The following is a 23,566-nucleotide window of genomic DNA, read 5'->3' as shown; positions in this document are numbered from 1 at the left end:
ACATGAAGGATACCCAGCGGAAGATTGCTTTCTTAAAAGCTTCTTACTAAGCTTTTTGGCATGGCAACTACGACGTTGATCAAAAACGGGATCGTGATCGACACCGAGCCGGAGGCCGTCGTCCTGGGCCCCGCCGACGTGCGCGTCGAGGGCGACGCGATCGCCGAGGTGGGGCCGGACCTGCCCGTTCCCCCGGAAGCGGAGGTGATCGACGCGACCGGCCGGATCGTGCTCCCCGGCTTCGTCGACACCCACCGGCACACCTGGCAGGCGGGCGTCAGGGCCGTCATGCCCGACACCGACCTGCCCGGCTACCTGCGGCGGATCGTCGGCGAACTCGCCGCCCGGCACCGCCCCCAGGACGTGCACGCGGGCAACCTCGCGGGCGCGCTGGAGGCCCTGGACGCGGGCGTGACCACGCTGCTCGACTGGTCGCACATCCAGCTCACCCCCGACCACACGGACGCCGCCCTGCTGGCGCTGCGCGAGTCCGGGATCAGGGCCGTGTTCGGCTACTGCCACGGCGGCGAGCCGTCCGGGATGGCCGGCCAGGCCCGGCGGGTACGCGAGCAGCTGCCGGACTCCTCCGGCCTGGTCACGATGGCGCTGGCCGCCCTGGGGCCGGAGATCGCCGGCGAGGAGCGCGCGCTGGCGGAGTGGCGGCTGGCCGGGGAGCTCGGCCTGCCGGTCACCGCGCACCTCGGGCACAGCCCGGAGGGCGCCACCGCCGGGCTGGAGTTCCTGGAGTCCAACGGGCTGCTGGCCACGCCCACGACCTTCGTACACGCGCTGCACTACACCGACGAGCAGTTCAAGCGCATCGCGGCGGCGGGCGGCGGCATCTCGCTCGCGCCCGTGGACGAGATGAACCTGGCCATGGGCTACCCGCCCACCGGGCGGGCCAGGGCGGCCGGCATCCCGGCCGGGCTCGGCGCCGACACCGTGGTCTGCTCGCCCGGCGACATGTTCTCCCTGATGCGGACCGTCCACCTGCTCGAACGCGGCCGTCCCGACGGCGCGGGGCTCGGCTTCACCACCCGCGACGCGCTGCTCATGGCCACGATCGAGGGCGCCAAGGTGCTCGGCATGGCCGACGTGATCGGGTCCCTGCGGCCGGGCAAGCAGGCCGACCTGCTCCTGCTGCGTACGGACCTGCTCGGCATGGCCGCCGCGCACGACCCGATCGGCGCGGTCGTGCTGAACGCCGACACCGCCTGCGTCGACACGGTCATGGTCGCGGGGCGTGTGGTCAAGCATGGCGGGCAGTTGCTCCACCATGACCTGGCGACGGTCATGGAGAACCTGGCGGAGAGCGCGGGCGCGGTGGTTGCCGTGTGACGGCGGGGTAGGGGCAGGTGATGGGCGGTCTGTCGGAGCGCGTGGAGTCGGTGCGGGCCTGGGGACGCGGCAAGGTGGCCTCATGGCGGGTCCGCAGGTTGTCCTTCGACCACCTCATCAGGGCGGTGCAGCGTTACCAGGTCCAGTCCGGTGACCGGCTGGCGGGCGCGGTGACGTACTTCGCGTTCCTGTCCTTCTTCCCGCTGCTGGTGCTCGGATACTCGGTGCTTGGGTTCGTGCTCGCCACCAGCGCCGCCACCAGGGAGGCCATGCTCCGGGCGATCACCGAACGGCTGCCGGGCATCGCCGACCAACTCGACCTGAAGGCGATCAGCGAGGTCAAGACGGCGGCGGGGATCATCGGACTGCTCGGTCTGCTGTACGCCGGGCTCGGCGCGCTCGACGCGCTGCGCGGGGCGCTGCGGGAAATGTCGATGACGACCACGCCGCCGCTCAACTTCTTCCTCGGCAAGCTGCGCGACCTGGCCTCGTTGCTCCTGCTCGGCGTCACGGCGATCACGTCGGTGTTCGTCGCGGGCTTCGCCACCACGGCCACCGACAGGGTCATGCACTTCCTGCTCGGCAGCGAGTCCGCGCTGGCAGGTCTCGGGCTCAGGGCGGCAGGGGTGGCGGCGAGCGTGGGGGCCGACTGGCTGCTGTTCGTGATCCTGCTCGGCTGGGTGGCGCGGCCGACCCAGCCGTTCCGGGTGATCGCCAAGGGGGCGCTGCTGGGCGCGATCGGCTTCGGGATACTCAAGCAGATCGCGACGCTGCTGCTGGCCGGCTCCATGGGCAACCCGGTCTACGGTGCGTTCGCCGTCATCGTCGGCCTGCTGGTCTGGATGAACTTCTCGGCCAGGCTCGTGCTCCTCGTCGCCGCCTGGACGGCCACCGCGGGGCTCTGCCCACCGCCGGCCCCGTCCCCGATCCCCGCCACGGAAGTGAACAGCCCCGCCGGACAGGGCCCGGTCCCGCGACCGGACCCGTGAAAGGTCAGGAGCGTGAGCGGGTGCGCTTGCGGCGGATTCCGTAGCCGAGCCAGACCAGCCCGAACAGCAGGCCCCCGCCGATCACCAGCGAGCCGACCGTCTTCGTCGAGTCGGTCTGCTTGGCGGCGGCCGTGTCCAGCAGCGGCGGCTGCGCGGCCGGCGTGACGGAGGTGCCGGGCGTGGCAGCCGGCTGTTGCGGCTGCTGTTGCGGAGCGGCCAGCGCCGTGTCCGGCAGCGGGTCCACGAGCTGCCCGACGGGGGCGGCCTTCCCGCGTACGGAGAAGCCCCAGTCCAGCAGTTTGGACACCTCCTCCCAGAAGAAGCCCTCGTGCCGCATGATGCTCACCAGGATCGTGTGCCCGCCACGGGTGGCCGCGCCGACGAAGCTGGCCTGGGCCTTCGTCGTCCAGCCGTTCTTGACCCCAATCATCCCCGGGTAGCGCCAGAGCAGCTTGTTGTGGTTGCTGATCTCGTAGTAGCCCTTGGGCGCGGGGAACTTGGCGGTCTTCGTACTGATATATCGGCGGAAGTCAGCATTCGCCAGCCCGGCGCGGGCGATCAGCGCCAGGTCGTACGCCGAACTGCTCTGCCCCGGCTTGTCCAGCCCGCTGGGCGTCTTGGCCACCGTGTCGTTCGCCTGCAGCCGCTTGGCCTCGGCGTTCATGTCGTTCATGGTCTGGGCCAGGCTGCCGTTCGCCTCGGCCAGCGCCATGGCCGCGTCGTTGCCCGACGACATCATGAGCGCCTTGAACAGATCATCGATCTTGTACGTGGCCTTCACCGACAGGCCGACCGCGCTGCCCTCCTGGTTGCAGGCATTCCTGCTGGGCCGGATCTTGCGGTTCTTGTCGAGCTTGGAGATCAGTGTGAGCGCGGTCAGCGTCTTGAGCGTGCTGGCCGGCAGGTAGCGTCCGTGGGCGTCCTTGGCCGCCAGCACCTGACCCGTGTCGGCGTCCGCGATGACGTACGAAGTAGCCTTGCTCTTGGGCGGCTGCTTGACGCCCGCGGGCGCGACCAGGTCGCGGCTGCCCAGCGCCTCGCCGCCGACCGGCGTGGTCGGTGCGGCGGACGCGGTCCCACCGGTGAGCGAGACCGCGGCGATGAGTGCCGTGACCGGCACGATTTTCGTCCACATGGCGATCTCAGCGTAGCTCCGTGTTGGTACACATGTGGCGACACATCCCCCGAAGATCCGCCTTCGATACCAGAGAGATGGGCATGTCACGAAAGATCGCCGGATTCCTCATCATCCTCGGCGCGTTCATGATTTTCGAGTGGGTCAACCTGGGGTTTAACTTGGCCGACGGCCATCAGACCAGCTTCTACGTGATCCACGGGATCCTGATCGGGGTGAACATCATCCTGGCCATCGTGCTGGCGGTCATCGGCTGGCGTGGCTGGCGCGGATCCGCCGGCGGGTCTTCCGGGATCAGCGGGTCTTCCGGAGGCGGCGGGTCTTCCGGGGTCGGCGGGCCTTCCAACGGCGGCGGGCCTTCCGGGGTCAAGGGCCGCAGAGAAGACGCCGGGTGAGGGAGTGCAACTCGTCGGCCTCCTCGCGGGAGTCGCCGATCGAGGTGAAGCCCAGCTTGCCGTACTCGGGGATGGCCCCGAGCAGGTGGAACACGTTCCCGGTGCGCCGCTCGGGGTCGAAGCCGACCCCGAGCCGCTCGGCGGTGCGCATCACCTCACCCGGGGTACGCCCGCGCAGGCAGCCGGAGGCGCAGTTGTCGGTCGCGGTGTAGAACTTCGCCTGATTTCCGGACATGAGCAGGCCGGTGGCCGGATCGTAGGAGGCCCCGGTCGTCAGCACGGCGGCGCCGAACGGATGCGTGGTGCCGCCGATCCGCAGGTTGATCTCGCACAGCAGCGCCGCGTACCCGGCGTCGGCCTTCAGAGCGAAGAAGTCCATCCCGAACAGCCCGGTCACGCCCCGCTCCGCCAGCACCCGCGCGATGCGGGCGGCCGAATCGCCCACCTCCGCGCGGTACTCGGGCGCGGCCGGGAAGGTGCAGCCCTGGTAGACGTGGCCGTTGGGGCCGCCGAGCACCTGGTCGTGGGTGGCCAGCACCTGCGTGTCACCGCCGGGCGTGATCTGGGCCAGCGCGCTGGGGTAGTACAGCGGGCGGTGTTCGATGAACTCCTCGACCACGGCCCCGCGCTCGCTGATCTTCGTGGTGAAGCTCTCCCAGTCCTCGCCTTCGGCCGAGAAGCTGGTCAGCGACCTGTCCGCCTTGGTGACGATCGCGTTGCCGAGCCCGGAGTACCCGTCGTTCAGCTTGACGATCACGCGCTCGCCGGGCAGTGCCTCCAGCGCCTCCTCGATCTGCAGCGCCGAGCGCACGTCGGCGAAGCCCCGCGCCATCGGAACCCCGGCCTCGTGTCCCACTTCTCTGGCCCCGCTCTTGGAGCCGTAATAGGAAAGGGACGTGGCGGGCCCGTAGAGCGGAACACCGAGTAGCGACGCCAGCTCCTCCTCGCGCTCGCTCAGCACGAACGGCACCAGCAGAGCGTCGCCGTCGATCGCCGAGCGTAACTGCTCCAGGATGTCGGGGCGGTCGAGCAGATTTCTGGTCAGCGGCTGGGACCAGGGGTTGTCGAGGCTGATCAGGGTCAGGCGCTTGGCGGCGTCATCCGGATCGGGCAGGAAGGCGAAGTAGTAGTCGATGATGTCGGGATCGATCGGCGCGGAGGACACGTAGATCACTTTGACCCGGGGTTCCCGCAGCGTGAGCAGCAGGAACAATAAGCGCTCCTCGTACGACCTCGCCGCCGTGATCCGGCGGAGCTCGTCCTGCGGGAGGGAGAGCGAGGGTACGACCACCAGGGTCCCCTCAGTCGGCTCGAAGATGCTCAACCCAGCATACTTCTCCCCGAACGGGATATTAGTGATCATACAGCGAGTGAAACACGCATTCTTCTCAAATGCAGCCATCGCTAGAGTGTGATGACCATGACAGAAGGTGACAGGATTCGGAATCGCTGACCACGTTTGAAGTGACAGCATCGGGTCACGATCTACTGATCCCTTGTGACTATTTCCGGATCAGCCGTATGTCTACGGATCGCGCCTTACCAGCGGTTACGGGCCGGTGGTCGGTCAACATTTGGCGTATCTGCCGTCGCGAAGCCGCGTTGGAGCGATAAAGTCGAAGCATCGCCATCGGGCTCACGGCCGACCGCTGTGCTCCCGGCTGCAGCGGCACTCGCGACTGATGACTGCGAAACCCGTGCTGACGATCTCGCGCACCGAAACAAGTGGGTGTGTCTTTTGATTCGCCGAGCGGCCGCGCAACCGGGCGGCCACACGGGATGGGAAGTTTCTAAGCGCTGAAGCCGCGGTGGCCAGGCACGTGTGGGGCGCGCGGCACGGGACAGGACGGTGACATATGCGGGGACGTGAGCTGCGGGGAGAACTCGACGCGTTCCTGGCGGAGACCGAGCAGGAGCTCGTGGCATTTCGCCGCGATCTGCACATGCACCCTGAGCTGGCCTTCGCCGAATATCGCACGACACAGAAGATCGCCGAGCGGCTCGCCGCCGCCGGTCTGCGGCCGTCGGTGCTCCCCAGGGGCACCGGGGTCATATGCGACGTGGGCAGTGGCGACGGGCCGACCGTCGCGTTGCGCGCCGACATCGACGCGCTGCCGCTGCAGGACGAGAAGGATGTGCCCTACCACTCGACCACGGCCGGGTCCTGTCACGCCTGCGGGCACGACGTGCACACCTCGGTCCTGCTCGGCACCTCGCTCTTCCTGGCCCAGCAGGCCGCCGCGGGGCTGCTGCCGGGCCGCGTACGCCTGATCTTCCAGCCCGCCGAGGAGTTGCCCGGCGGTGCGCTGGAGGTCATGGCGCAGGGCGGCATCAGCGGCGTGGACCGCATCTTCGGCCTGCACTGCGACCCGCGGGTGGACGTGGGGCAGGTCGGGCTCAGGTCCGGCCCGATCACCTCCGCCTGCGACAAGATCGTCGTGCGGGTCTCGGGGCCCGGCGGTCACACCGCCCGCCCCCACCTGACCGCCGACCTGGTCTTCGCGCTGGCCAAGATCCTCACCGAGCTGCCCGCGGCCCTGTCGCGGCGCGTCGATCCGCGCTCCTCGCTCAGCCTGGTCTGGGGCAAGGTCGAGGCCGGCTCGGCCGCCAACGCGATCCCCGACGACGGGGTGGCCGAGGGCACGGTCCGCTGCCTCGACGAGAACGCCTGGCACGCCGCCCCCGATCTGATCAAGTCGCTGCTGGAGTCGGTGGCGGGCGCCTACGGCGTGGAGGCCACGCTGGACTACACGCGCGGCGTGCCGCCGGTGGTCAACGACGAGGTCAGCGTCGAGATGCTGGCCGAGGCGACCGAGCGGGCGCTGGGCGCGGGTGCGGTCGTCCCGACGCAGCAGTCGCTGGGCGGCGAGGACTTCGCGTGGTACCTGGAGTCGATCCCCGGCGCGTTCGCCCGCCTGGGCACGCGCTCGCCGGACGGCCTCACGTACGACATCCACCAGGGCACCTTCGACGTGGACGAGGCTTGTATCTCCATGGGTGTGCGAGTCATGGCCGCCACCGCGTTGACGGCGCTGTGGGAGGTCGGCCCGCTCGACCCGATCACAAGCGCAATAGTCTGAATACTTTACGCTCGCGGCGGGAGGACCCTCCCTCCGCACATGGCCGGGCCCTGTCCAGGGGAACGCTCCTCCGGTTCACGGCCAGAGCGCCGCTACGTGCGTCCTGCCGGCCGTCTGAGTGAGAGTCGTCAGCCCGCCGCGCACCGCACGGCGGGCTGAGTACTTACAGGAGTTTGCCGAACACCACGGGCAGGCGCAGGGCCGACTTGCCCGGCGAGACCGTGATCTTCGTTCCCGGCGGATAGCGCAGGGTGTAGTCGTAGTCGGTCGAGAGGATCACCAGGCCCAGCCGGTGGCCCTTCTTGAACAGGTAGTCCGTGGGCTGGAAGTCCCAGGTGAAGGTGTAGTCCTTACCGGCGCGCACCGGTTGCGACCGGTCGATGCGGTCGCGGTTGCGGACGTCCAGCCAGCCCCGGGTGACGATCTTGTAGGGGGTGCTGGCGGTGCCGAGCGTGCGCAGCGTCGTGCAGCCGGTGTCACCGGGGACGCCCTGTCCGTAACAGTAGTTCTGGCCGGTCGAGACCAGGGTGCCGTTCGGGCGCACGTCGGTGCCGTAGTCCACCAGCAGCGCCGTCAGGTACGGCGACGCCCCGTCCTTGAACGAGGCCCGCACCGACACGGTCGGCGTGCCCGAGATCCGCACGTCGGCGGGCAGCTCGCCGGTCGTGTACGCCAGCCGGTTCGGATCCGCCCCCGTCGCCTCCACGAGCTGCTCGGCCGTCCTGACCTTCTGGTCCACGAACGACTCCGGAGCCGTGCGCGGACGCGGGAACAGCCCGAGCGTCGAGCCGGACCCCGGGTAGAGCGGCACGGTGGCCGATCCCGGCAGCGGCCACGAGCGGTGCCGGGCCCACTGACCGGCCGCGATCTCCACGTCGGCCTGCGGCTCACGCATGATGCCCGAGTCGATGCCGTGCAGCCAGTGGTCGAACCAGCCGTGCAACTGGCGCAGCCACTCGACCGTGCGCAGGTTGAAGGGGCTCATGTGGGTGCCCTGGTGCAGCCAGATCTTGCGCGGCACGTGCCGCTCGGACAGGGCGTACCACCACTGGGCGAACTGCTTGGTCTTGACGTTCCAGTCGTTGAGCCCGTGCACGAGGAAGACGCTGGCCCTGACCTTGCGCACGTCGTTGAGGTAGTTGCGGTCGTCCCACATCCGGCTGTAGTCGCCGGTGATCCGGTCCTGGGTGGCGGTGATGTCGTCGATCACCGCGCCGCACGCCTCCTGGCCGTTCTGCCTGGTCAGTACGTACTTCGCGAGCACGTCCAGGTCCTCGCCCTGGAAGCCGCCCGGGGCCAGGACGCCGCCGTTGGCCCGGTAGTAGTCGTACCAGCTGGAGATGGCGGCGATCGGCACGATCGTCTCCAGCCCACGCACGCCGGTCGCGGCGACGGCGTTCGGCAGCGTGCCGTTGTAGGAGACGCCGATCATGCCGACCTTGCCCGTCGTCCAGGTGGCCTCGACGGGGTTGCCCGCGGTGTCGAAGCCCTTGGCGCGGCCGTTCAGCCAGTCGATGGCGGCCTTGGGGCCGGCCGTCTCGTTGCGGTCGCCCGAGGTCGGGCAGCCGGTGGCGCGGGCGCTGCCCAGGTTCTCCACCAGCGCGACGGCGTAGCCGCGGGGCACGAAGTAGTTGTCGTAGTAGCCGTCGAACGGCTCGGGGGCGTTCCTGGCGGACAGGGCGGCGCGGGCGGGCAGCGGGACGCCGTTCTCGTCCACGTCCACGGGGTGGTTGGCGACGTCGTTGCCGGGGGCGTAGTAGGGGCTGGCCTCCATGATCACGGGGACCTTGAGGCCCTGGTCGGTCTCCTTGGGCCGCAGGATGTCCACGGCGACCCGGTCGGGTGCGCCGTCGTTGTCGCTGTCGGTCCCTGCGACCTCGACGAACACCGTCTGCTTGATGGCGTCCGCCCGGGAGAAGATCGGCTGGGTGGCGCCGCCCTCGACCTTGACGGCCGGGGTGCCGGCCGAGGCGGCGGGGATGCCGGTCATGGTGGCGACGAGTAACGCGGCCAGCGGTACTGTCAGCCGTCGAATGGCCTTGCCTGGGTGCATGCGGGGCTCCGATGTGAAGATTTCCACCGTCGGTCGGAATCTCCGTCACGATCGGCTTCCAGGCAAGAGCCTGCAAGAGCCAAAATCAGGGGGAACTCTTCACGGGGCGTGTCAAGCGTCTGACTCGCAATTCAGGTCACGGACGCGAGTGATGTCGATAACGGAGCGGTTGCGACCCTGTGTCCGGGTTTGGTTGTCCCTGGTCAAGCAACTATCTTCCGTGCAGGTGCCGTACGTTTCTTCGCGCCTGCGATGAGATTCGGCGGCGGGGAAATGGAAGGAGTCGCCTTGCTCGGCAAGCGATTCAACAGGGTGACGCTCGGCTCGGTCGCCGGGGTCATGCTCATGGCAGCGGCCGCCTGCGGTGGCGGCGGTGGGGGCACCACAGCCAGCGAGGAACCGACCGGCGCGGCCAGCGAGACGAAGGGCGCGCTCAAGGTCGGACTCGCCTTCGACATCGGCGGGCGCGGGGACAAGTCCTTCAACGACTCCGCCTACACCGGCCTGGAGAAGGCCAAGACGGAGCTCGGCGCGGACATCAAGGAGCTGAGCCCCTCCGCGGACGGCTCCAACCGCGGCGACCTGCTGCGCCAGCTCGCGGACGCGGGCTACAACCCGATCATCGGCGTCGGTTTCGCCTACGGCGAGGACATCAAGAAGGCTGCCGAGGAGTACCCCGACATCCAGTTCGCGGTCGTCGACTCGGCCTCCAACGCCCCCAACGTCACCGGCCTGCTGTTCGCCGAGGAGCAGGGCTCCTACCTGGCGGGCGTGGCCGCGGCGAACAAGGCGGAGAGCGACCACGTCGGCTTCGTCGGCGGCGTCGAGAACGACCTGATCAAGAAGTTCGAGGCGGGCTTCGTGGCCGGCGTGAAGTCGGTCAAGGCGGACGCCAAGATCGACATCACGTACCTCACCCCCGACGGTGACTTCTCCGGCTTCAAGGCCCCCGACAAGGGCAAGGTCGCGGCCGAGAAGATGTACCAGAGCGGCGCGGACGTCATCTACCACGCCTCCGGCGACTCCGGCCTCGGCGTCTTCCAGGCCGCCGTGGCGGCCAAGAAGAAGGCCATCGGCGTCGACTCCGACCAGCGCCAGACGGTCAAGGAGACCGACCTGCAGTCGGTGATCATGACCTCCATGCTCAAGCGCGTCGACGTCGGCGTGTTCGAGTTCATCAAGGCCTTCCAGGGCGGCGCCAAGGGCGGCACGAACACCACCTACGACCTGAAGGTCGACGGCGTGGGCCTGTCCACCACGGGCGGCGAGATCGACGACCTCAAGGACAAGCTCGACGCGGCCAAGAAGGACATCGTCGACGGCAAAATCACGGTTCCTGCCAAGCCGGAATAAGGGTAGGAGAGACGACTGAGGGCTCGGAGTCCCAGACTTCGGGCCTTCTGTCTATCCCGCCCCCGTAGGAGAGGCGAAATGAGTGCTGACACCCTGGCCACGGTGAAACCCGCCGTAGAGCTGGAGGGCATCACCAAGCGTTTCCCCGGCGTCGTCGCGAACCACGACATCCGCATCACCGTCCAGACCGGAACGGTGCACGCCATCGTGGGGGAGAACGGCGCGGGCAAATCGACCCTGATGAAGATCCTGTACGGCATGCAGCAGCCGGACGAGGGCACCATCAGGGTCAACGGCACGGAGGTCAGCTTCCGCACGCCGAGCGACGCCATCAGAGTCGGGATCGGCATGGTGCACCAGCACTTCATGCTCGCCGACAACTTCACGGTCCTGGAGAACATCGTCCTCGGGGCCGAACCGACGAAGCTCGGCTCACTCGACGTGACCGCCGCCCGCAGGCGCATCACCGAGCTGGCCGAGACCCACGGCCTGCGGGTCGATCCTGACAGGCTCGTCGAAGACCTCGGCGTCGGTGACCGCCAGCGCGTGGAGATCCTCAAGGTGCTCTACCGGGGCGCCCGCATCCTCATCCTCGACGAGCCGACGGCCGTGCTGGTGCCCCAGGAGGTCGAGGAGCTCTTCCAGAACCTGCGCGAGCTCAAGGCCGAGGGCCTGACGGTCATCTTCATCTCGCACAAGCTCGACGAGGTCCTGGACATCGCCAACGCGATCACCGTGATCAGACGCGGCACCACGGTCGCCAGCGTGGACCCGGGCGAGGTCACCGCGCGGCAACTCGCCGAGCTGATGGTGGGCAGCGAACTGCCGACACCCGAAACCCGCGAATCGACGGTGACCGACGTCGTGGCGCTGAAGGTCTCCGACCTCACCGTGGAGGCCGACGGCCACACCCCGGCGCCCAAGGGCACCCAGACCGCCTCCTTCGTGGCCAAGCTTCGCGAGGAGGGCAGACGCCTTCTTCTCGACGACGTGTCGTTCGAGATCCACAAGGGTGAGATCCTCGGCATCGCCGGAGTCGAGGGCAACGGCCAGTCCGAGCTGATCGAGGCCATCATGGGCATCCGGCCCGCGCACGGCCGCGTCGAGCTGGCCGGCCGGGACATCACCACCTGGTCCACGCTGAAGCGCAGGGAGGCCGGCATCGGCTACATCCCCGAGGACCGCCACCGCCAGGGCCTGCTCCTGGAGGCGTCGCTGTGGGAGAACCGGGTGCTCGGCCACCAGACCAGGAAGCCCGCGCGCAAGGGCATCTGGATCAACCGGCGCGCGTCCAAGGCCGACACCGGGCGCATCGTCAAGGACTACGACGTACGCACTCCCAGCGTGGAGACGCTGGCGCTGGCCCTGTCAGGCGGCAACCAGCAGAAGCTGATCGTGGGCCGCGAGATGAGCGGCGAGCCCGCCTTCCTCATCGCCGCCCACCCCACCCGGGGCGTGGACGTCGGCGCCCAGGCCGCGATCTGGGACCACCTGCGCGCCGCCCGCGCGGCCGGGCTGGCGGTGCTGCTCATCTCGGCCGACCTCGACGAGCTGATCGGCCTGTCCGACTCGCTCCAGGTCATCTATCGGGGGCGGCTCGTGGCCGCGCTCGACCCTTCCGACATCACGCCCGAACGGCTGGGCGGCTATATGACCGGCGCCATCGCCGGTACTGAGGAGTCGTGATGCCCGCCGGGCTCAACCGGGCGCTGCTCACCGTCGTCGGAGCCGTCATCGCCATCATCCTGGCGATCGCGGTCTGCAGTGTGGCGATCGTCATCGCGGGCGGCAGCCCGCTGGACGCACTGGGCGCCTTCTTCGACTTCGGCGCGACCGAGCGGGCGCAGTCGAACGCCGTCGCCGCCTGGCTCAACCGGGCGGTGCCGCTGTTCATCGCCGGCCTGGCGGTGGCCGTCGGCTTCCGCATGAACCTCTTCAACATCGGCGTCGAGGGCCAGTACCGCGTCGCGGCCATCTGCGCCGCGTACGTGGGCTCCATGTTCACCGCGCCGGGCTGGATCCAGATCCCGGTGATCATCGTGGTCGGCGCGCTGGCCGGCGGCCTGTACGCGCTCATCCCCGCCGTCATGAAGGTGACCAGGGGCGTGAACGAGGTCATCGCCACGATCATGTTGAACTACATCGCGATCAGCGTGACGTCCTATCTCGTCCAGGGCCCCCTGGCGGGCGAGCGGGCGGCGGGCGACCTGGTCACGACCACGCCGAAGCTGCCCGAGTCGGCCATGTTCCCCGACCTGAACTTCATCTTCGACGGGTTCGGAATGCTCGCGCCCACCCGCGGCGGCGGCCTGTGGGGCTTCCTCATCGTGGCCATCCTGCTCGGCGTGGTCGTCTGGGTGGTGCTGGAACGCACCCGTTTCGGCTTCGACATCAAGGCCAGCGGCCTCAACAGCCCCGCCGCGCTCGCCTCCGGCGTCAACCCCAAGAGCATGGTGATCGCGGCCATGGTGATGTCCGGCGCGATCGCCGGGCTCATCGGCCTGCCCGAGATCCTCGGCGACAGGGGCGCCTTCAACTCCAACTTCACCTCGGGCCTGGGCTTCCTCGGCATCGCGGTGGCCCTGCTCGGCAGGAACAAGCCCGGCGGCATCGCGATCGCCGCGCTGCTGTTCGCGTTCCTGGACCGGGGACAGGGCGCGCTGCAGATCGCCGAGATCCCCCCGTCCGTCATCACCATCATCCAGGGCATGATCGTCCTGCTGATCGTCGTGGCGAACGAGGTGACCAACCGGTTCGCGCTCAGACTCGAAGAACGGCGAGCCGCCCAGCAACTCGGCAGGAACACCCCCGTTGAGGTGAAGGCATGACAAGAGTCGGCAAGTATCACCTCGCGCTGATCGGCGCCGCCGCGTTCATCCTGCTGCTGTCGCTGGTGCGGATCGTCACCGGCTACGACGACCTCACCTCCTCGGGCCAGTTCGCGGCCGCACTCGGGCTGGCGGTGCCGATCGGCCTGGCCGGACTCGGCGGCCTGTGGGCCGAGCGGGCCGGCGTGGTCAACATCGGCCTCGAAGGCATGATGGTGATGGGCACCTGGTTCGCCGGCTGGGCCGGATACCAGTGGGGCCCCGTGGCCGCGCTGGCCGCCGGGCTGCTCGGCGGCGCGCTCGGCGGGCTGCTGCACGCCGTCGCGACCATCACGTTCGGCGTGGACCACATCATCAGCGGCGTCGCCATCAACCTGCTCGGTCCCGGCATCACCCGCTTCCTGTCGGAGGTCCTGTACCGGGAGGGCACCGCGGCGGCCGACGCCGGCGCGGGCATCACCACCTCACCCGCCATCACCGGGAACGTGTGGACTCCGAGCCTGCCGATCCTCTCCGACGGCCCCGACCTGCTCGGCAAGCTGGAGAACACCCACTGGTTCCTGATCGCCGACCTGGCGGGCATCCTGCGCGGGCTCACGCACGACGTCAACGTGCTGGTGATCCTGGCCGTCCTGCTGTTGCCGCTGACCTTCTTCGTGCTCTGGCACACGGCCTTCGGCCTGCGGCTGCGGTCGGCGGGCGAGAACCCGTGGGCGGCCGAGTCGCTGGGCGTGAACGTCTACCTGATCAAGTACGTCGCCGTCGTCATCTCCGGCGCGTTCGCCGGGCTCGGCGGCGTGTTCCTGGCCTTCATCTCCGACAAGTACGTCGAGGGCCAGACGCAAGGACGCGGCTTCATCGGCCTGGCCACCATGATCTTCGGCAACTGGCGGCCGGGCGGCCTCGCGGCCGGTGCCTCCCTGTTCGGCTACACCGACGCCCTGCGGCTGCGCGAGCAGGCCGCGGTCACCTCGTTCTTCCTGTTCGGGGCAGTGCTGCTGCTGATCTACCTGGGCATGCGGGTCCGCCGCCTGATGTCGGCCGAGCTGGCGGCGAGAGATGTCAAGCAGTACACCACGATGGCCACTGCCGCCCTGGGCGCGGTCGTCCTGTTCTGGCTCTGGCTGACCGTGGAGCAGTTGCCGACCCAGTTCATCTTCATCACACCACACGTGCTCACGCTGCTCGTGCTCCTGGTCGCCTCGCAGCGCCTGCGGATGCCCAAGGCCGACGGCGTCATCTACCGCCGAGGGGAACAACATTGAGCATCGACTGGGACGGCCTGCGGAACGAGGCGACCGAGGCCATGCGGCACGCCTACGCGCCGTACTCGAAATTCCCCGTCGGAGCGGCGGCGCTGGTGGACGACGGCCGCGTCGTCACCGGCTGCAACGTCGAGAACGCCTCCTACGGCCTGGGCCTGTGCGCCGAGTGCGGGCTGGTCTCGGCGCTGCAGCGCTCGGGCGGCGGCAGGCTGGTGGCCTTCACCTGCGTGGACGGCCACGGCGAGCTGCTGATGCCGTGCGGGCGCTGCCGGCAGCTCCTGTACGAGTTCGGCGGCGTCGATCTGCTGGTCGAGACCGAGGACGGGCCCAAGCGGATGGCCGACATCCTGCCGTACGCCTTCGGGCCCCAGGACCTCAGCCGGAGCACGTGATGGACGCCATCGAGGTCATCAGGGCCAAGCGCGACCGGGCCGAGCTGAGCACGGCGCAGATCGACTGGGTGATCGACGCGTACACGCGCGGTGACGTGGCCGACGAGCAGATGTCCGCGCTGGCCATGGCGATCCTGCTGAACGGCATGGACCGGCGCGAGATCGCCGACTGGACCCAGGCCATGATCCGCTCCGGCGAGCGCATGGACTGGTCCGTCCTCGACCGGCCCACCGCCGACAAGCACTCCACCGGTGGGGTCGGCGACAAGATCACGCTGCCGCTGGCGCCGCTGGTGGCGGCGTGCGGCGCGTACGTGCCGCAGTTGTCCGGCCGTGGCCTCGGCCACACCGGCGGCACCCTGGACAAGCTGGAGTCGATCCCCGGCTGGCGGGCCTCGCTCTCCAACGCGGAGATGCTGGACGTGTTGCGCGCGGCGGGCGCCGTCGTGTGCGCCGCCGGGTCCGGGCTGGCCCCCGCCGACAAGAAGTTGTACGCCCTGCGTGACGTCACCGGCACCGTCGAGTCGATCCCGCTGATCGCCTCCTCGATCATGTCCAAGAAGATCGCGGAGGGCACCGGCTCGCTCGTCCTGGACGTGAAGGTGGGCTCCGGGGCGTTCATGAAGGACGTGCCGTCGGCGCGCGAGCTGGCCGAGACCATGGTCGCGCTCGGCACGGACGCGGGCGTGCGCACCGTCGCGCTGATGACGGCCATGGACCGGCCGCTGGGCCGGGCCGTGGGCAACGCGCTGGAGGTGGCCGAGTCCGTCGAGGTGCTGGCCGGGGGCGGGCCCGCGGACGTGGTGGAGCTGACCGTGCGGCTGGCGCGGGAGATGCTGGCGGCGGCCGGGATCTCCGGGGGGAAGGATCCGGAGAAGGCGCTGAAGGACGGGTCGGCCATGGACGCCTGGCGGCGCATGATCTCCGCCCAGGGCGGGGACCCCGACGCGCTGCTGCCCGGGGCGGCCGAGACGCTGACGGTGGAGGTGCCGTCGGCCGGGGTGCTGACTCGGCTGGACGCCTACGCCGTGGGGCTGGCCGCGTGGCGACTCGGGGCCGGGCGCGCACGTAAGGAGGATCCGGTCTCGGCCGGGGCCGGAATCGTGCTGCACGCCAAGCCGGGGGACCTGGTCAGGGGCGGGCAGCCGCTGATGACGCTGCACGCGGACGAGACGTGGCGCTTCGAGCGGGCCCTGGAGGCGTTGGACGGGGGGTACGCGGTGGGGCCGGCGGCCGAGGAGCACCTGCCGCTCGTCATCGACCGCATCACCGCCGGGTAACCGGCCTGCCAAGGGCCGGCGGAGTCAGCGGGCTCTGCGGGCTCTGTGGGGCTCAGCGGGGCTTTTGGGGGGTTCTGCGGGGCTCAGCGGATCAGGGCCGGGGCGTCGGCGAACACCTCGGCCAGGACCGCCCGCTGAGTGGGCAGGGCCTCGGTGTGACGGGCCCGGCCCTCGTCAGTGATGGACACGTACACGCCGCGCCGGTCGGCGTCGCACACCCCGCGCGAGACCAGCGCCGACCTCTCCAGCCGGGCCACCACCCGGGACAACGCGCTCTGGCTCAGGTGGACCTCTTCGCACAACTCCTGGATGCGCAACTTCCTGTCGTGATGGACGATCCGGTCCAGGACCTCGAACTCGCTGGGTCCCAGGCCGTGCCGGTCGCCCAGCTCGCGCTCCAGCGCGCACATGGCCTTGGCGTGTTTGGCCAGAACATAATGCCAGGTCTCGACCACGAACTGCTCGTCCATGTCGCGGAGGTTACCACTTGGCGAAATCTCATGCAATGACATCTAATTCCTCTGCATTTAATGTGTGCAAATGTATTTTGGGCGCCATCTCCGGCTTGTTGCCGCTGGCTCGCGCGCTGCGGGCGCGCCGGAGGGCGGGTTCGCGGTGGGGGCAAGCGAGGGCTCGATATAGCCAGATATATCGCTAATCGACTGGTTTTCGCGCGTATATGACTTGTTGTCGGTTGATCGGATGAATGGCCGCCGACGGGACCGGGGAATGGCCGTATTGATCGGCCGTCACGCCGCTTGCAGGCCCGTACGCTGGGCATCTACCGGGCATGCGCTCGTCATCCCCGCCCCGCGGCCGGCCGCGGTCGCGCGCCCGCGTGGCAGTCCCGCTCGCCTGCCTCGCCGCGGTGCTGACCGCGTGCGGCACCACCCAGCAGGCCACCACCCTGCCGCAGAGCCCGTCCGCCACTGAGTCCGCTCCGGAGCCCTCCTCGGAGTCGGGCCCCGGCACTCCGACCAGCACCGCCGAGGTGGAGGTCGACCGGTCGGGGATGGAGCCCGCGATGGTGACCTCCGTCCGGTACGCGGCCCACGAGACGTACGACCGGCTCGTCGTGGAGCTAAAAGGCGGGATTCCCGGATATAGCGCGAAATGGGTGGATGAGTTCGTACAGGATGGGTCCGGTCGCCCCATCGACGTGAACGGCGGCGCGTACCTGCAGCTCACGCTCGTCCCCGCCAACGCCCACGACGACGAGGGCGTGCCCTCGTGGACCGGCGGCCCCATCTACCCGGCGAACCTGGACAACCTCACCAACGTCGTCAGGACCGGCGACTTCGAGGGCCGCGTCGGCATCGGGCTGGTGCTGGCCAAGCGGGCCGCCTTCCGGCTCACCGAGCTGGACTCGCCGAACCGGCTGGTCGTGGACGTGGCACACTGACGTCGTGGTGAAGAAGATCGAGGCCCCGGCCCGCATCCCCGTACCCGGCGGCAAGCTCATCGACGAGCACGTGGGCCGCGTCAACAGCGGCGACGAGGCCGTCTCCATCGCGCACATGACCGCGCCGCCCGGCTGGGAGGAGCCGGCGCAGACGCCGTCCTTCACCGAGTACACCGTGGTCCTGCGCGGCGCGCTGCTGGTGGAGCACGCCGAGGGCACGATGGAGGTCGCGGCCGGGCAGTCGGTGGTGACCTCACCGGGGGAGAAGGTGCGCTACCGCGTCGGGCCCGAGGGCGCCGAGTACATCGCCGTATGCCTGCCCGCCTTCTCACCCGAGACGGCGCGCCGCGCCTGAGCCCGCGCCGCGCCTGAGCCCGCGACGCGCCTGAGCCCGCGACGCGCCTGAGCCCGCGACGCGGCGGCGGCCGCGACTTAGCCCGCGGTGTGGCGGCCGCGACCGAATCGCAGTCGGGCGGTCACGATCGGGCCCCGGCCGGGCGGAGGTGATTAAGCCATAGCGGGAAGTATGGGCGGTGCTCATATCATGGCCAGATGAGCCCCACGCATGACCAGATCCGGCGGGCTCCCAAGGTGCTGCTGCACGATCACCTCGACGGCGGGCTCCGCGCCGAGACGATCGTCGAGCTGGCCAGGGAGACAGGCTACGGCCGGCTGCCCACCGACGACCCGGACAACCTGCGCCAGTGGTTCGAGGAGGCGTCCGATTCGGGCTCGCTCGAACGCTACCTGGAGACGTTCGACCACACGGTCGGCGTCATGCAGACCCGTGAGTCGCTCGTGCGCGTGGCCGCGGAATGCGCCGAGGACCTCGCCGACGACGGCGTCGTCTACGCCGAGGTACGCTTCGCGCCCGAGCAGCACACCACCACAGGGCTGAGCCTCGACCAGGTGGTCGAGGCGGTGCTGGAAGGTTTCGAGCAGGGCTCGCGGGGACGCGCGGTCCGGGTCGGCACGCTGCTGACGGCCATGCGGCACCAGGCCCGCTCCAGGGAGATCGCCGAGCTGGCGGTGCGCTACCGCGACGGCGGCGTGGTGGGGTTCGACATCGCGGGGGCCGAGGCCGGCTACCCGCCCACCAGGCACCTGGACGCCTTCGAATACCTGCAGCGGGAGAACGCCCACTTCACCATCCACGCCGGAGAGGCGTTCGGGCTGCCGTCGATCTGGCAGGCCATCCAGTGGTGCGGCGCCGACCGGCTCGGGCACGGGGTGCGCATCATCGACGACATCTCCGTGGCCGGCGACGGGACGGCCAAGCTGGGGCGGCTGGCGGCGTACGTTCGCGACAAGCGCATCCCGCTGGAGATGTGCCCCACCTCCAACCTGCAGACCGGCGCCGCCGCCTCGATCGCCGAGCACCCGATCGGGCTGCTGCGGCGGCTGCACTTCCGGGTCACGGTCAACACCGACAACCGGCTGATGAGCTCGACCAGCCAGTCGCTGGAGTTCCACAAGCTGGTCGAGGCGTTCGGCTACGACTGGGACGACCTGCAGTGGTTCACGGTCAACGCGATGAAGTCGGCGTTCATCCCGTTCGACGAGCGGCTGGCGCTGATCAACGGCGTGATCAAGCCGGGCTTCGCCCAGATCAAGTGGCAGCAGTGAAGCAGGTCTACCGCTCCCGATTCGCGTACGTGATGGCGTGGGTGTGGCTGGTGTTCGTCGCGTTCAACGTCTGGGACCTGATCGCCCGCTTCAACGGCAGGCCCTCGCTGGTGGCGCTGGCCGTGCTCGGGGCGCTGACGGCGATCGTGTACGCGGTCGCCCTGCGCCCCGCCACCGTGTTCACCGAGGCGGGGTTGCTGGGCCGCAACCCGTTCCGTACCACGTTGTTGCCGTGGGCCTCGATCGAGGACGTCACGGTGTCGCACGCCATCAACGTGCACTACGGCGAGGAGCAGGTGCTGCGGTTGTGGACGCCGATGAGCAGCGCGCGGGAGCGGGCCAAGGCGCAGCGGCGCGGCACGCCCAGGCAGGAGCGGGGCCGCTTCCGGACCGAGCCGACGGTGACGCGGGGCGAGCAGGCGGCGCTGGAGGCGTTCGCGGGCAAGACGCACGCCGACTATGTGGGCGAGCAGATCCGCGACCGCGCGGAGTCGGCCAGGCGCCGTGACGAGGAGGCGACGCCGGCCCGGGTGAGCTGGTCCTACGACTCGATCGCGGTGCTGGCGGTCGCGGTGGCGCTGGTGATCGCGGCGCTCGTCATCGCCTAGAGGCCCATGTTCGGCATCGGAGACTTCGCCAGGCTGGGGCTGGTGTCGGTACGCATGCTCCGCCACTACGACGCCATCGGCCTGCTGCGGCCCGCCCACGTGGACCCGGTCACCGGCTACCGCTCCTACCAGGCGGAACAGCTCTCCAGGCTGAACCGGATCGTCGCCATCAAGGACCTCGGATTCACGCTGGAGCAGGTCGGGGCCATCCTCGACGAGCAGGTCGGCACGCAGGAGCTGCACGGCATGGTACGCCTGCGCCGCGCCCAGCTCGAAGCTCAGATCAACGCCGACCTGGCCAGGCTGCGCAGCGTCGAGGCCCGGCTGCGGACGATCGAGACGGAGGGGCGGATGCGCACGGCCGAGGTCGTGCTGAAGAAGGTGGATCCGGTCAGGGTCGCCCAGCTCTCCGCCAGGGCGGCCAGCTACGAGAGCCGGGACATCGAGCCGGTCATCGTGCCCCTGTTCGACGAGATCTGCCGGCGGGTGGAGGCCGCCTCCGTACGGATCACCGGACCGGGCCTGGCCCACTACCTGCCGGACGACGACGGCGCGGTCATCGTGCACGCCTGCCTGCCGGTGAACGTGCCGCCCGGCGGTCACGGCCTCGATGGCGGCCTCGATGGCGGCTTCGATGGCGGCTTCGACGTGGTGGACCTGCCCGCCATCGAGACCGCCGCCACGATCATCCACCGCGGCCCGATGATGGCGGTCGGCTCCACGTTCCAGGCGCTGGCCCACTGGATCGAGGAGAACGGCTACCGCTCCAGCACCCTGGCCAGGGAGATCTCCCTGCACGTGCCGGTGAACCACGACGAATGGGTGACCGAGTTGCAGATCGAGGTGGTCCCGTGCTGAACGCGGAAACCGATGGGCCCGCCCTGGGCTCCGAGGCGGACCTGGAACGGCACAGGATCGAGCTGACCGGCTACTGCTACCGCATGCTGGGCTCCGGCTTCGAGGCCGAGGACGCGGTGCAGGAGACGTTCGTACGGGCGTGGCGGACCTACGACCCGGCCAGGGGGCCGCTGCGGCCGTGGTTGTTCCACCTGGCCACCAACATCTGCGTGGACATGCTCAGGGGCCCGCAGCGCCGCGCCCGCGCCATGGACCTGAGCCCCGCCGTCGTCCCCGGGGCCGCGCTGGGAGCGCCGCTCCCGGAGAGCCACTGGGTCCAGCCCGTCCCTGACGCCCGCGTACTGGACCCCGCCGACCTGGCGGTGACGAGGGAGACGGTACGGCTGGCGTTCGTGGCCGCCCTGCAACACCTGCCGCCCCGGCAGCGGGCCGTGCTCATCCTGCGCGACGTGCTGAAGTGGAGCGCCGCCGAGACCGCCGCCCTCCTGGCCACCACGGTCACCTCGGTCAACAGCATCCTGCAACGCGCCAGATCCCGGCTGCCCGCCACCGCACCCCTGGACGCGGAGGTGGACGAGAAGCTGCTGGCCCGCTATGTCACCGCGTTCGAGAGCTACGACGTGGACACGCTGGTGTCGCTGCTGCACGAGGACGCGACGTCCTCCATGCCGCCGTTCACGTGGTGGCTGCGTGGCCGCGCCGACATCCGCGCGGTGCTGCTCGGCGCCGCCCCCGACGCGGCGTGCAGCGGCGCCCGCCTGGTCCCGACCCGGGCCAACGGCTGTCCGGCGTTCGGCCAGTACTCCAGCGACGGCGAGCCGTTCGCCCTGGTCGTGCTGGAGGTCTCCGGAGGCGTGATCGTGGGGGAGACCACCTATCTCGACCCCGGACTGTTCCCGATCTTCGGATTGCCGATGAGTTTCGAGGCCGAGATCCGTACCACGGGGTGAAGGAGGAAACAGAACATGCCACAGATCGTCGAGTTCCCCGAGCGTCCGTACGTCGGGGTGCGCCGTACCATCACCATGACCACCTTCGGGCTGGTCGCGGACCGCATCGGAGAGATCATCGGCTGGCTGGCCGAACGCGGCCAGGCCCCGGCAGGAGCGCCGTTCCTGCGCTACGAGACCATTGACATGGCCAACGACCGGCTGGTGGTGCAGGCGGGGGTGCCGGTGGCCGAACCGATGGCGGCCGAGGGCGACCTCTTCGCCGACACGTTGCCCGCCGGCCGCTACGCCGCCACCACCCACCACGGCCACCCCGACGGCCTGTTCGAGGTCATCACGCAACTGCTGAAGTGGGGCGAGGAGCAGGGCCTGACCTTCGACAGAACCGACAAGGACGGGACCGAGCACTGGGGCTGCCGCCTTGAGCTCTTCATGACGGACCCGCGCGCCGAACCCGACATGAACAACTGGGACACCGACCTGCAGTTCCGCCTGGCCTGACACCATCCTGAGCCAGGGGGCCGGCCCTCTGGCTCAGCGCCAGACGTCGATCAACTGCTCAGGAGTGACGTGCGTGACGCCTCCCACCTTGCAACCACTGCGGGACACCGCATAGAGCGGCGTGGAGGTGTCCGCTCCCGGCATTTGTGACTGGTGGACGATCAGCTCACGTAGATCATGGTCGTCGAACGGCCGATTCTCCAGCCACTTCACAGATCCGACGAACGTGATCTTCTTCGCGACGGGTTCCCGATCGGCTCCGATCAGGTCGATCTCGGGGTTGTTCGTCCTCGTCCAATAGCCGCCGATCGCCCCGGTCTCCTCTGGCAGGCCGTCCATTCGGCGAAGCGACTCGTGAACCAGGGGTTCGACGGCTGTTCCTCGCCATGAGGTCCACGAGTTGCGGATCCGCTCCAGCACCTTGTCCCCGCGGTCGCGCTCGATCTCGGTCAGGCGGGACCCGATGAACGAAATCCAGAACCGTAGATGCGAGTCGATCACCCGATAGCGCGATTCTCGCGAAGGACGCGTCGACAAGGGGCGGTCCAAGGCGATCAGGCGTTTCTCGAGGAGGAGTTGAAGCGCACGATTCATCGTCGCACGTGGGATCCCCTGGGTCGCGCCCGCGATATTGGAGTGTGTGCGCTGTCCCGACCCGATGGCGTTGAGCACCTGATGGGCGTGGGCTTCCGGCGGAAACTCGGCGTTGATCGCACGCTCGCCGCTGACGATCAGAGCGGACAACGGGTCACGGATGGCCTGCTTCAGATAGGCCGGGAGGGAGGCTCCCTTGGGCCACTCCTCGCAGATCATCGGCAATCCGCCCGAGACCAGGTGCGCGTCGAACGCCTCCGCCGGGGCCAGATCGAGCGCTTGGGCCAGGTCGTACGGCGTGAGGGGATTGACCACGAAGTCGGCGGCTCGCTGGTAGAAGGGGCGGCCGTAGGTGTTGATCGCTTCCATCATGGACAGATCCGAGCCAATGAGCAGGAGCAGGACCGGCCGTCTGGAGAACTCCTTGTCGAACAGCTTCTGCAGCACCGCCTCCAGCGTGGGATCCGCCTTGACCAGGTAGGGCAGTTCGTCGATGACCACGATGCTGGGGGAGTTTTCGGGGAGGGCCCGTGCCAGCAGGGAAAGTGCCTCGTGCCACGACTCCGGCTGCTTGTCGTCAAAGACGGATGCGCCGGGAAGGTTCGAAGAACGCGCTTCCTCTGTGAATATGCGCAGCTCAGTGCTGAGCGTCAGACCCGTGGCCGCGTAAAACACGTGCGGTGCTTGCGTCTGCCGGATGAACTCCTCCGCCAGCCGGGATTTCCCTACCCGACGACGTCCCCTTATGAGGAGTGCACGCCCCGGACGGTCGAACCGGCGGCGACTCGTCTTCTCCAGCACGCGCCCGAGAATCGCCAGCTCTCGCCGCCTGCCGATGAACGGTTCCATCACGCCTCCAAGTTGGTCTCAGCAATGAGACTAACCTGTGCTGATGGTATCGTGGGACGAAATTAGCGAT

The 23,566-nt window shown here is 69.2% G+C and carries 22 protein-coding genes; 17 read left to right on the top strand and 5 right to left on the bottom strand.

What is annotated here, in order from left to right; translation table 11 throughout:
• Positions 1 to 60 precede the first annotated feature (60 nt).
• Together AB0I81_RS28435 and AB0I81_RS28430 are read left to right on the top strand one after the other, a co-directional pair.
• Positions 61 to 1,338 carry an amidohydrolase family protein gene (locus AB0I81_RS28435; protein WP_360662553.1) on the top strand — a complete coding sequence of 426 codons (1,278 nt, stop codon included), beginning with the start codon at positions 61 to 63 and terminating at the stop codon, positions 1,336 to 1,338.
• A 20-nt stretch (positions 1,339 to 1,358) separates the two neighbouring features.
• A complete protein-coding gene (locus tag AB0I81_RS28430) occupies positions 1,359 to 2,327 on the top strand; it encodes a YihY/virulence factor BrkB family protein (protein ID WP_360662550.1) in 969 nt (322 codons plus the stop codon).
• Between the two features lie 4 nt (positions 2,328 to 2,331).
• Here the strand turns inward: AB0I81_RS28430 and AB0I81_RS28425 are convergent, their stop codons facing one another.
• A complete protein-coding gene (locus tag AB0I81_RS28425) occupies positions 2,332 to 3,462 on the bottom strand; it encodes a D-alanyl-D-alanine carboxypeptidase (RefSeq protein WP_360662547.1) in 1,131 nt (376 codons plus the stop codon).
• Between the two features lie 83 nt (positions 3,463 to 3,545).
• Between AB0I81_RS28425 and AB0I81_RS28420 the strand changes: the two genes are divergently transcribed.
• Positions 3,546 to 3,857 carry a hypothetical protein gene (locus AB0I81_RS28420; RefSeq protein WP_360662544.1) on the top strand — a complete coding sequence of 104 codons (312 nt, stop codon included), beginning with the start codon at positions 3,546 to 3,548 and terminating at the stop codon, positions 3,855 to 3,857.
• Here AB0I81_RS28420 and AB0I81_RS28415 read toward each other — a convergent pair.
• Positions 3,829 to 5,181 (bottom strand): peptide ligase PGM1-related protein, encoded by a 1,353-nt coding sequence (locus AB0I81_RS28415; protein ID WP_360662541.1) that lies wholly within the window; start codon positions 5,179 to 5,181, stop codon positions 3,829 to 3,831. The two genes, AB0I81_RS28420 and AB0I81_RS28415, sit on opposite strands and share 29 nt — an antisense overlap.
• A 532-nt stretch (positions 5,182 to 5,713) precedes the next feature.
• On the opposite strand from AB0I81_RS28415, the gene AB0I81_RS28410 reads away from it, so the two are divergent.
• A complete protein-coding gene (locus tag AB0I81_RS28410) occupies positions 5,714 to 6,937 on the top strand; it encodes a M20 family metallopeptidase (protein WP_360662538.1) in 1,224 nt (407 codons plus the stop codon).
• 163 nt (positions 6,938 to 7,100) lie between these two features.
• On the opposite strand, the gene AB0I81_RS28405 is transcribed toward AB0I81_RS28410, so the two are convergent.
• On the bottom strand, positions 7,101 to 8,990 hold the full coding sequence (locus AB0I81_RS28405; RefSeq protein ID WP_360662535.1) for a Xaa-Pro dipeptidyl-peptidase: 1,890 nt from the start codon (positions 8,988 to 8,990) through the stop codon (positions 7,101 to 7,103).
• Between the two features lie 288 nt (positions 8,991 to 9,278).
• On the opposite strand from AB0I81_RS28405, the gene AB0I81_RS28400 reads away from it, so the two are divergent.
• The 6 genes from AB0I81_RS28400 (at position 9,279) to AB0I81_RS28375 (ending at position 16,108) form a co-directional block, all read left to right on the top strand.
• Entirely contained in the window at positions 9,279 to 10,343 is a 1,065-nt protein-coding gene (locus AB0I81_RS28400; protein WP_360662532.1) for a BMP family ABC transporter substrate-binding protein, read from the top strand.
• 78 nt (positions 10,344 to 10,421) lie between these two features.
• On the top strand, positions 10,422 to 12,029 hold the full coding sequence (locus AB0I81_RS28395) for an ABC transporter ATP-binding protein (RefSeq protein WP_360662529.1): 1,608 nt from the start codon (positions 10,422 to 10,424) through the stop codon (positions 12,027 to 12,029).
• Positions 12,029 to 13,171: an ABC transporter permease gene (locus tag AB0I81_RS28390; protein ID WP_360662526.1), complete on the top strand. Its 1,143-nt coding sequence runs from the start codon at positions 12,029 to 12,031 to the stop codon at positions 13,169 to 13,171. Before AB0I81_RS28395 ends, AB0I81_RS28390 begins: the two co-directional genes overlap by 1 nt.
• On the top strand, positions 13,168 to 14,436 hold the full coding sequence (locus AB0I81_RS28385) for an ABC transporter permease (RefSeq protein ID WP_360662523.1): 1,269 nt from the start codon (positions 13,168 to 13,170) through the stop codon (positions 14,434 to 14,436). Before AB0I81_RS28390 ends, AB0I81_RS28385 begins: the two co-directional genes overlap by 4 nt.
• A complete protein-coding gene (locus AB0I81_RS28380; protein ID WP_360662520.1) occupies positions 14,433 to 14,828 on the top strand; it encodes a cytidine deaminase in 396 nt (131 codons plus the stop codon). The genes AB0I81_RS28385 and AB0I81_RS28380 overlap by 4 nt, the downstream gene beginning before the upstream one ends.
• Positions 14,828 to 16,108 (top strand): thymidine phosphorylase, encoded by a 1,281-nt coding sequence (locus AB0I81_RS28375; protein ID WP_360662517.1) that lies wholly within the window; start codon positions 14,828 to 14,830, stop codon positions 16,106 to 16,108. Before AB0I81_RS28380 ends, AB0I81_RS28375 begins: the two co-directional genes overlap by 1 nt.
• Before the next feature lie 83 nt (positions 16,109 to 16,191).
• Here the strand turns inward: AB0I81_RS28375 and AB0I81_RS28370 are convergent, their stop codons facing one another.
• On the bottom strand, positions 16,192 to 16,578 hold the full coding sequence (locus AB0I81_RS28370) for a MarR family transcriptional regulator (protein WP_360662514.1): 387 nt from the start codon (positions 16,576 to 16,578) through the stop codon (positions 16,192 to 16,194).
• Positions 16,579 to 16,946: 368 nt separating this feature from the next.
• On the opposite strand from AB0I81_RS28370, the gene AB0I81_RS28365 reads away from it, so the two are divergent.
• The 7 genes from AB0I81_RS28365 (at position 16,947) to AB0I81_RS28335 (ending at position 22,053) form a co-directional block, all read left to right on the top strand.
• A complete protein-coding gene (locus tag AB0I81_RS28365; protein WP_360662511.1) occupies positions 16,947 to 17,510 on the top strand; it encodes a hypothetical protein in 564 nt (187 codons plus the stop codon).
• 4 nt (positions 17,511 to 17,514) lie between these two features.
• The gene (locus tag AB0I81_RS28360; RefSeq protein ID WP_360662508.1) at positions 17,515 to 17,865 is read left to right on the top strand and encodes a cupin; all 351 of its coding nucleotides are present in this window, start codon (positions 17,515 to 17,517) and stop codon (positions 17,863 to 17,865) included.
• A gap of 197 nt (positions 17,866 to 18,062) precedes the next feature.
• Entirely contained in the window at positions 18,063 to 19,136 is a 1,074-nt protein-coding gene (locus tag AB0I81_RS28355) for an adenosine deaminase (protein WP_360662505.1), read from the top strand.
• Positions 19,133 to 19,744 carry a PH domain-containing protein gene (locus AB0I81_RS28350; protein WP_360662502.1) on the top strand — a complete coding sequence of 204 codons (612 nt, stop codon included), beginning with the start codon at positions 19,133 to 19,135 and terminating at the stop codon, positions 19,742 to 19,744. Before AB0I81_RS28355 ends, AB0I81_RS28350 begins: the two co-directional genes overlap by 4 nt.
• A gap of 6 nt (positions 19,745 to 19,750) precedes the next feature.
• Positions 19,751 to 20,602, top strand: a complete 852-nt coding sequence (locus AB0I81_RS28345) for a MerR family transcriptional regulator (RefSeq protein ID WP_360662499.1) — start codon at positions 19,751 to 19,753, stop codon at positions 20,600 to 20,602.
• The gene (locus AB0I81_RS28340; RefSeq protein ID WP_360662496.1) at positions 20,596 to 21,552 is read left to right on the top strand and encodes a sigma-70 family RNA polymerase sigma factor; all 957 of its coding nucleotides are present in this window, start codon (positions 20,596 to 20,598) and stop codon (positions 21,550 to 21,552) included. Before AB0I81_RS28345 ends, AB0I81_RS28340 begins: the two co-directional genes overlap by 7 nt.
• A 15-nt stretch (positions 21,553 to 21,567) precedes the next feature.
• Positions 21,568 to 22,053: a GyrI-like domain-containing protein gene (locus tag AB0I81_RS28335; protein ID WP_360662493.1), complete on the top strand. Its 486-nt coding sequence runs from the start codon at positions 21,568 to 21,570 to the stop codon at positions 22,051 to 22,053.
• Between the two features lie 33 nt (positions 22,054 to 22,086).
• On the opposite strand, the gene AB0I81_RS28330 is transcribed toward AB0I81_RS28335, so the two are convergent.
• Entirely contained in the window at positions 22,087 to 23,496 is a 1,410-nt protein-coding gene (locus AB0I81_RS28330) for an ATP-binding protein (protein WP_360662490.1), read from the bottom strand.
• Positions 23,497 to 23,566: the final 70 nt, after the last annotated feature.

This window comes from Nonomuraea sp. NPDC050404 (assembly GCF_040655495.1).
Classification (GTDB): domain Bacteria; phylum Actinomycetota; class Actinomycetes; order Streptosporangiales; family Streptosporangiaceae; genus Nonomuraea.
This window is presented reverse-complemented; position numbering and strand designations above follow the sequence as displayed.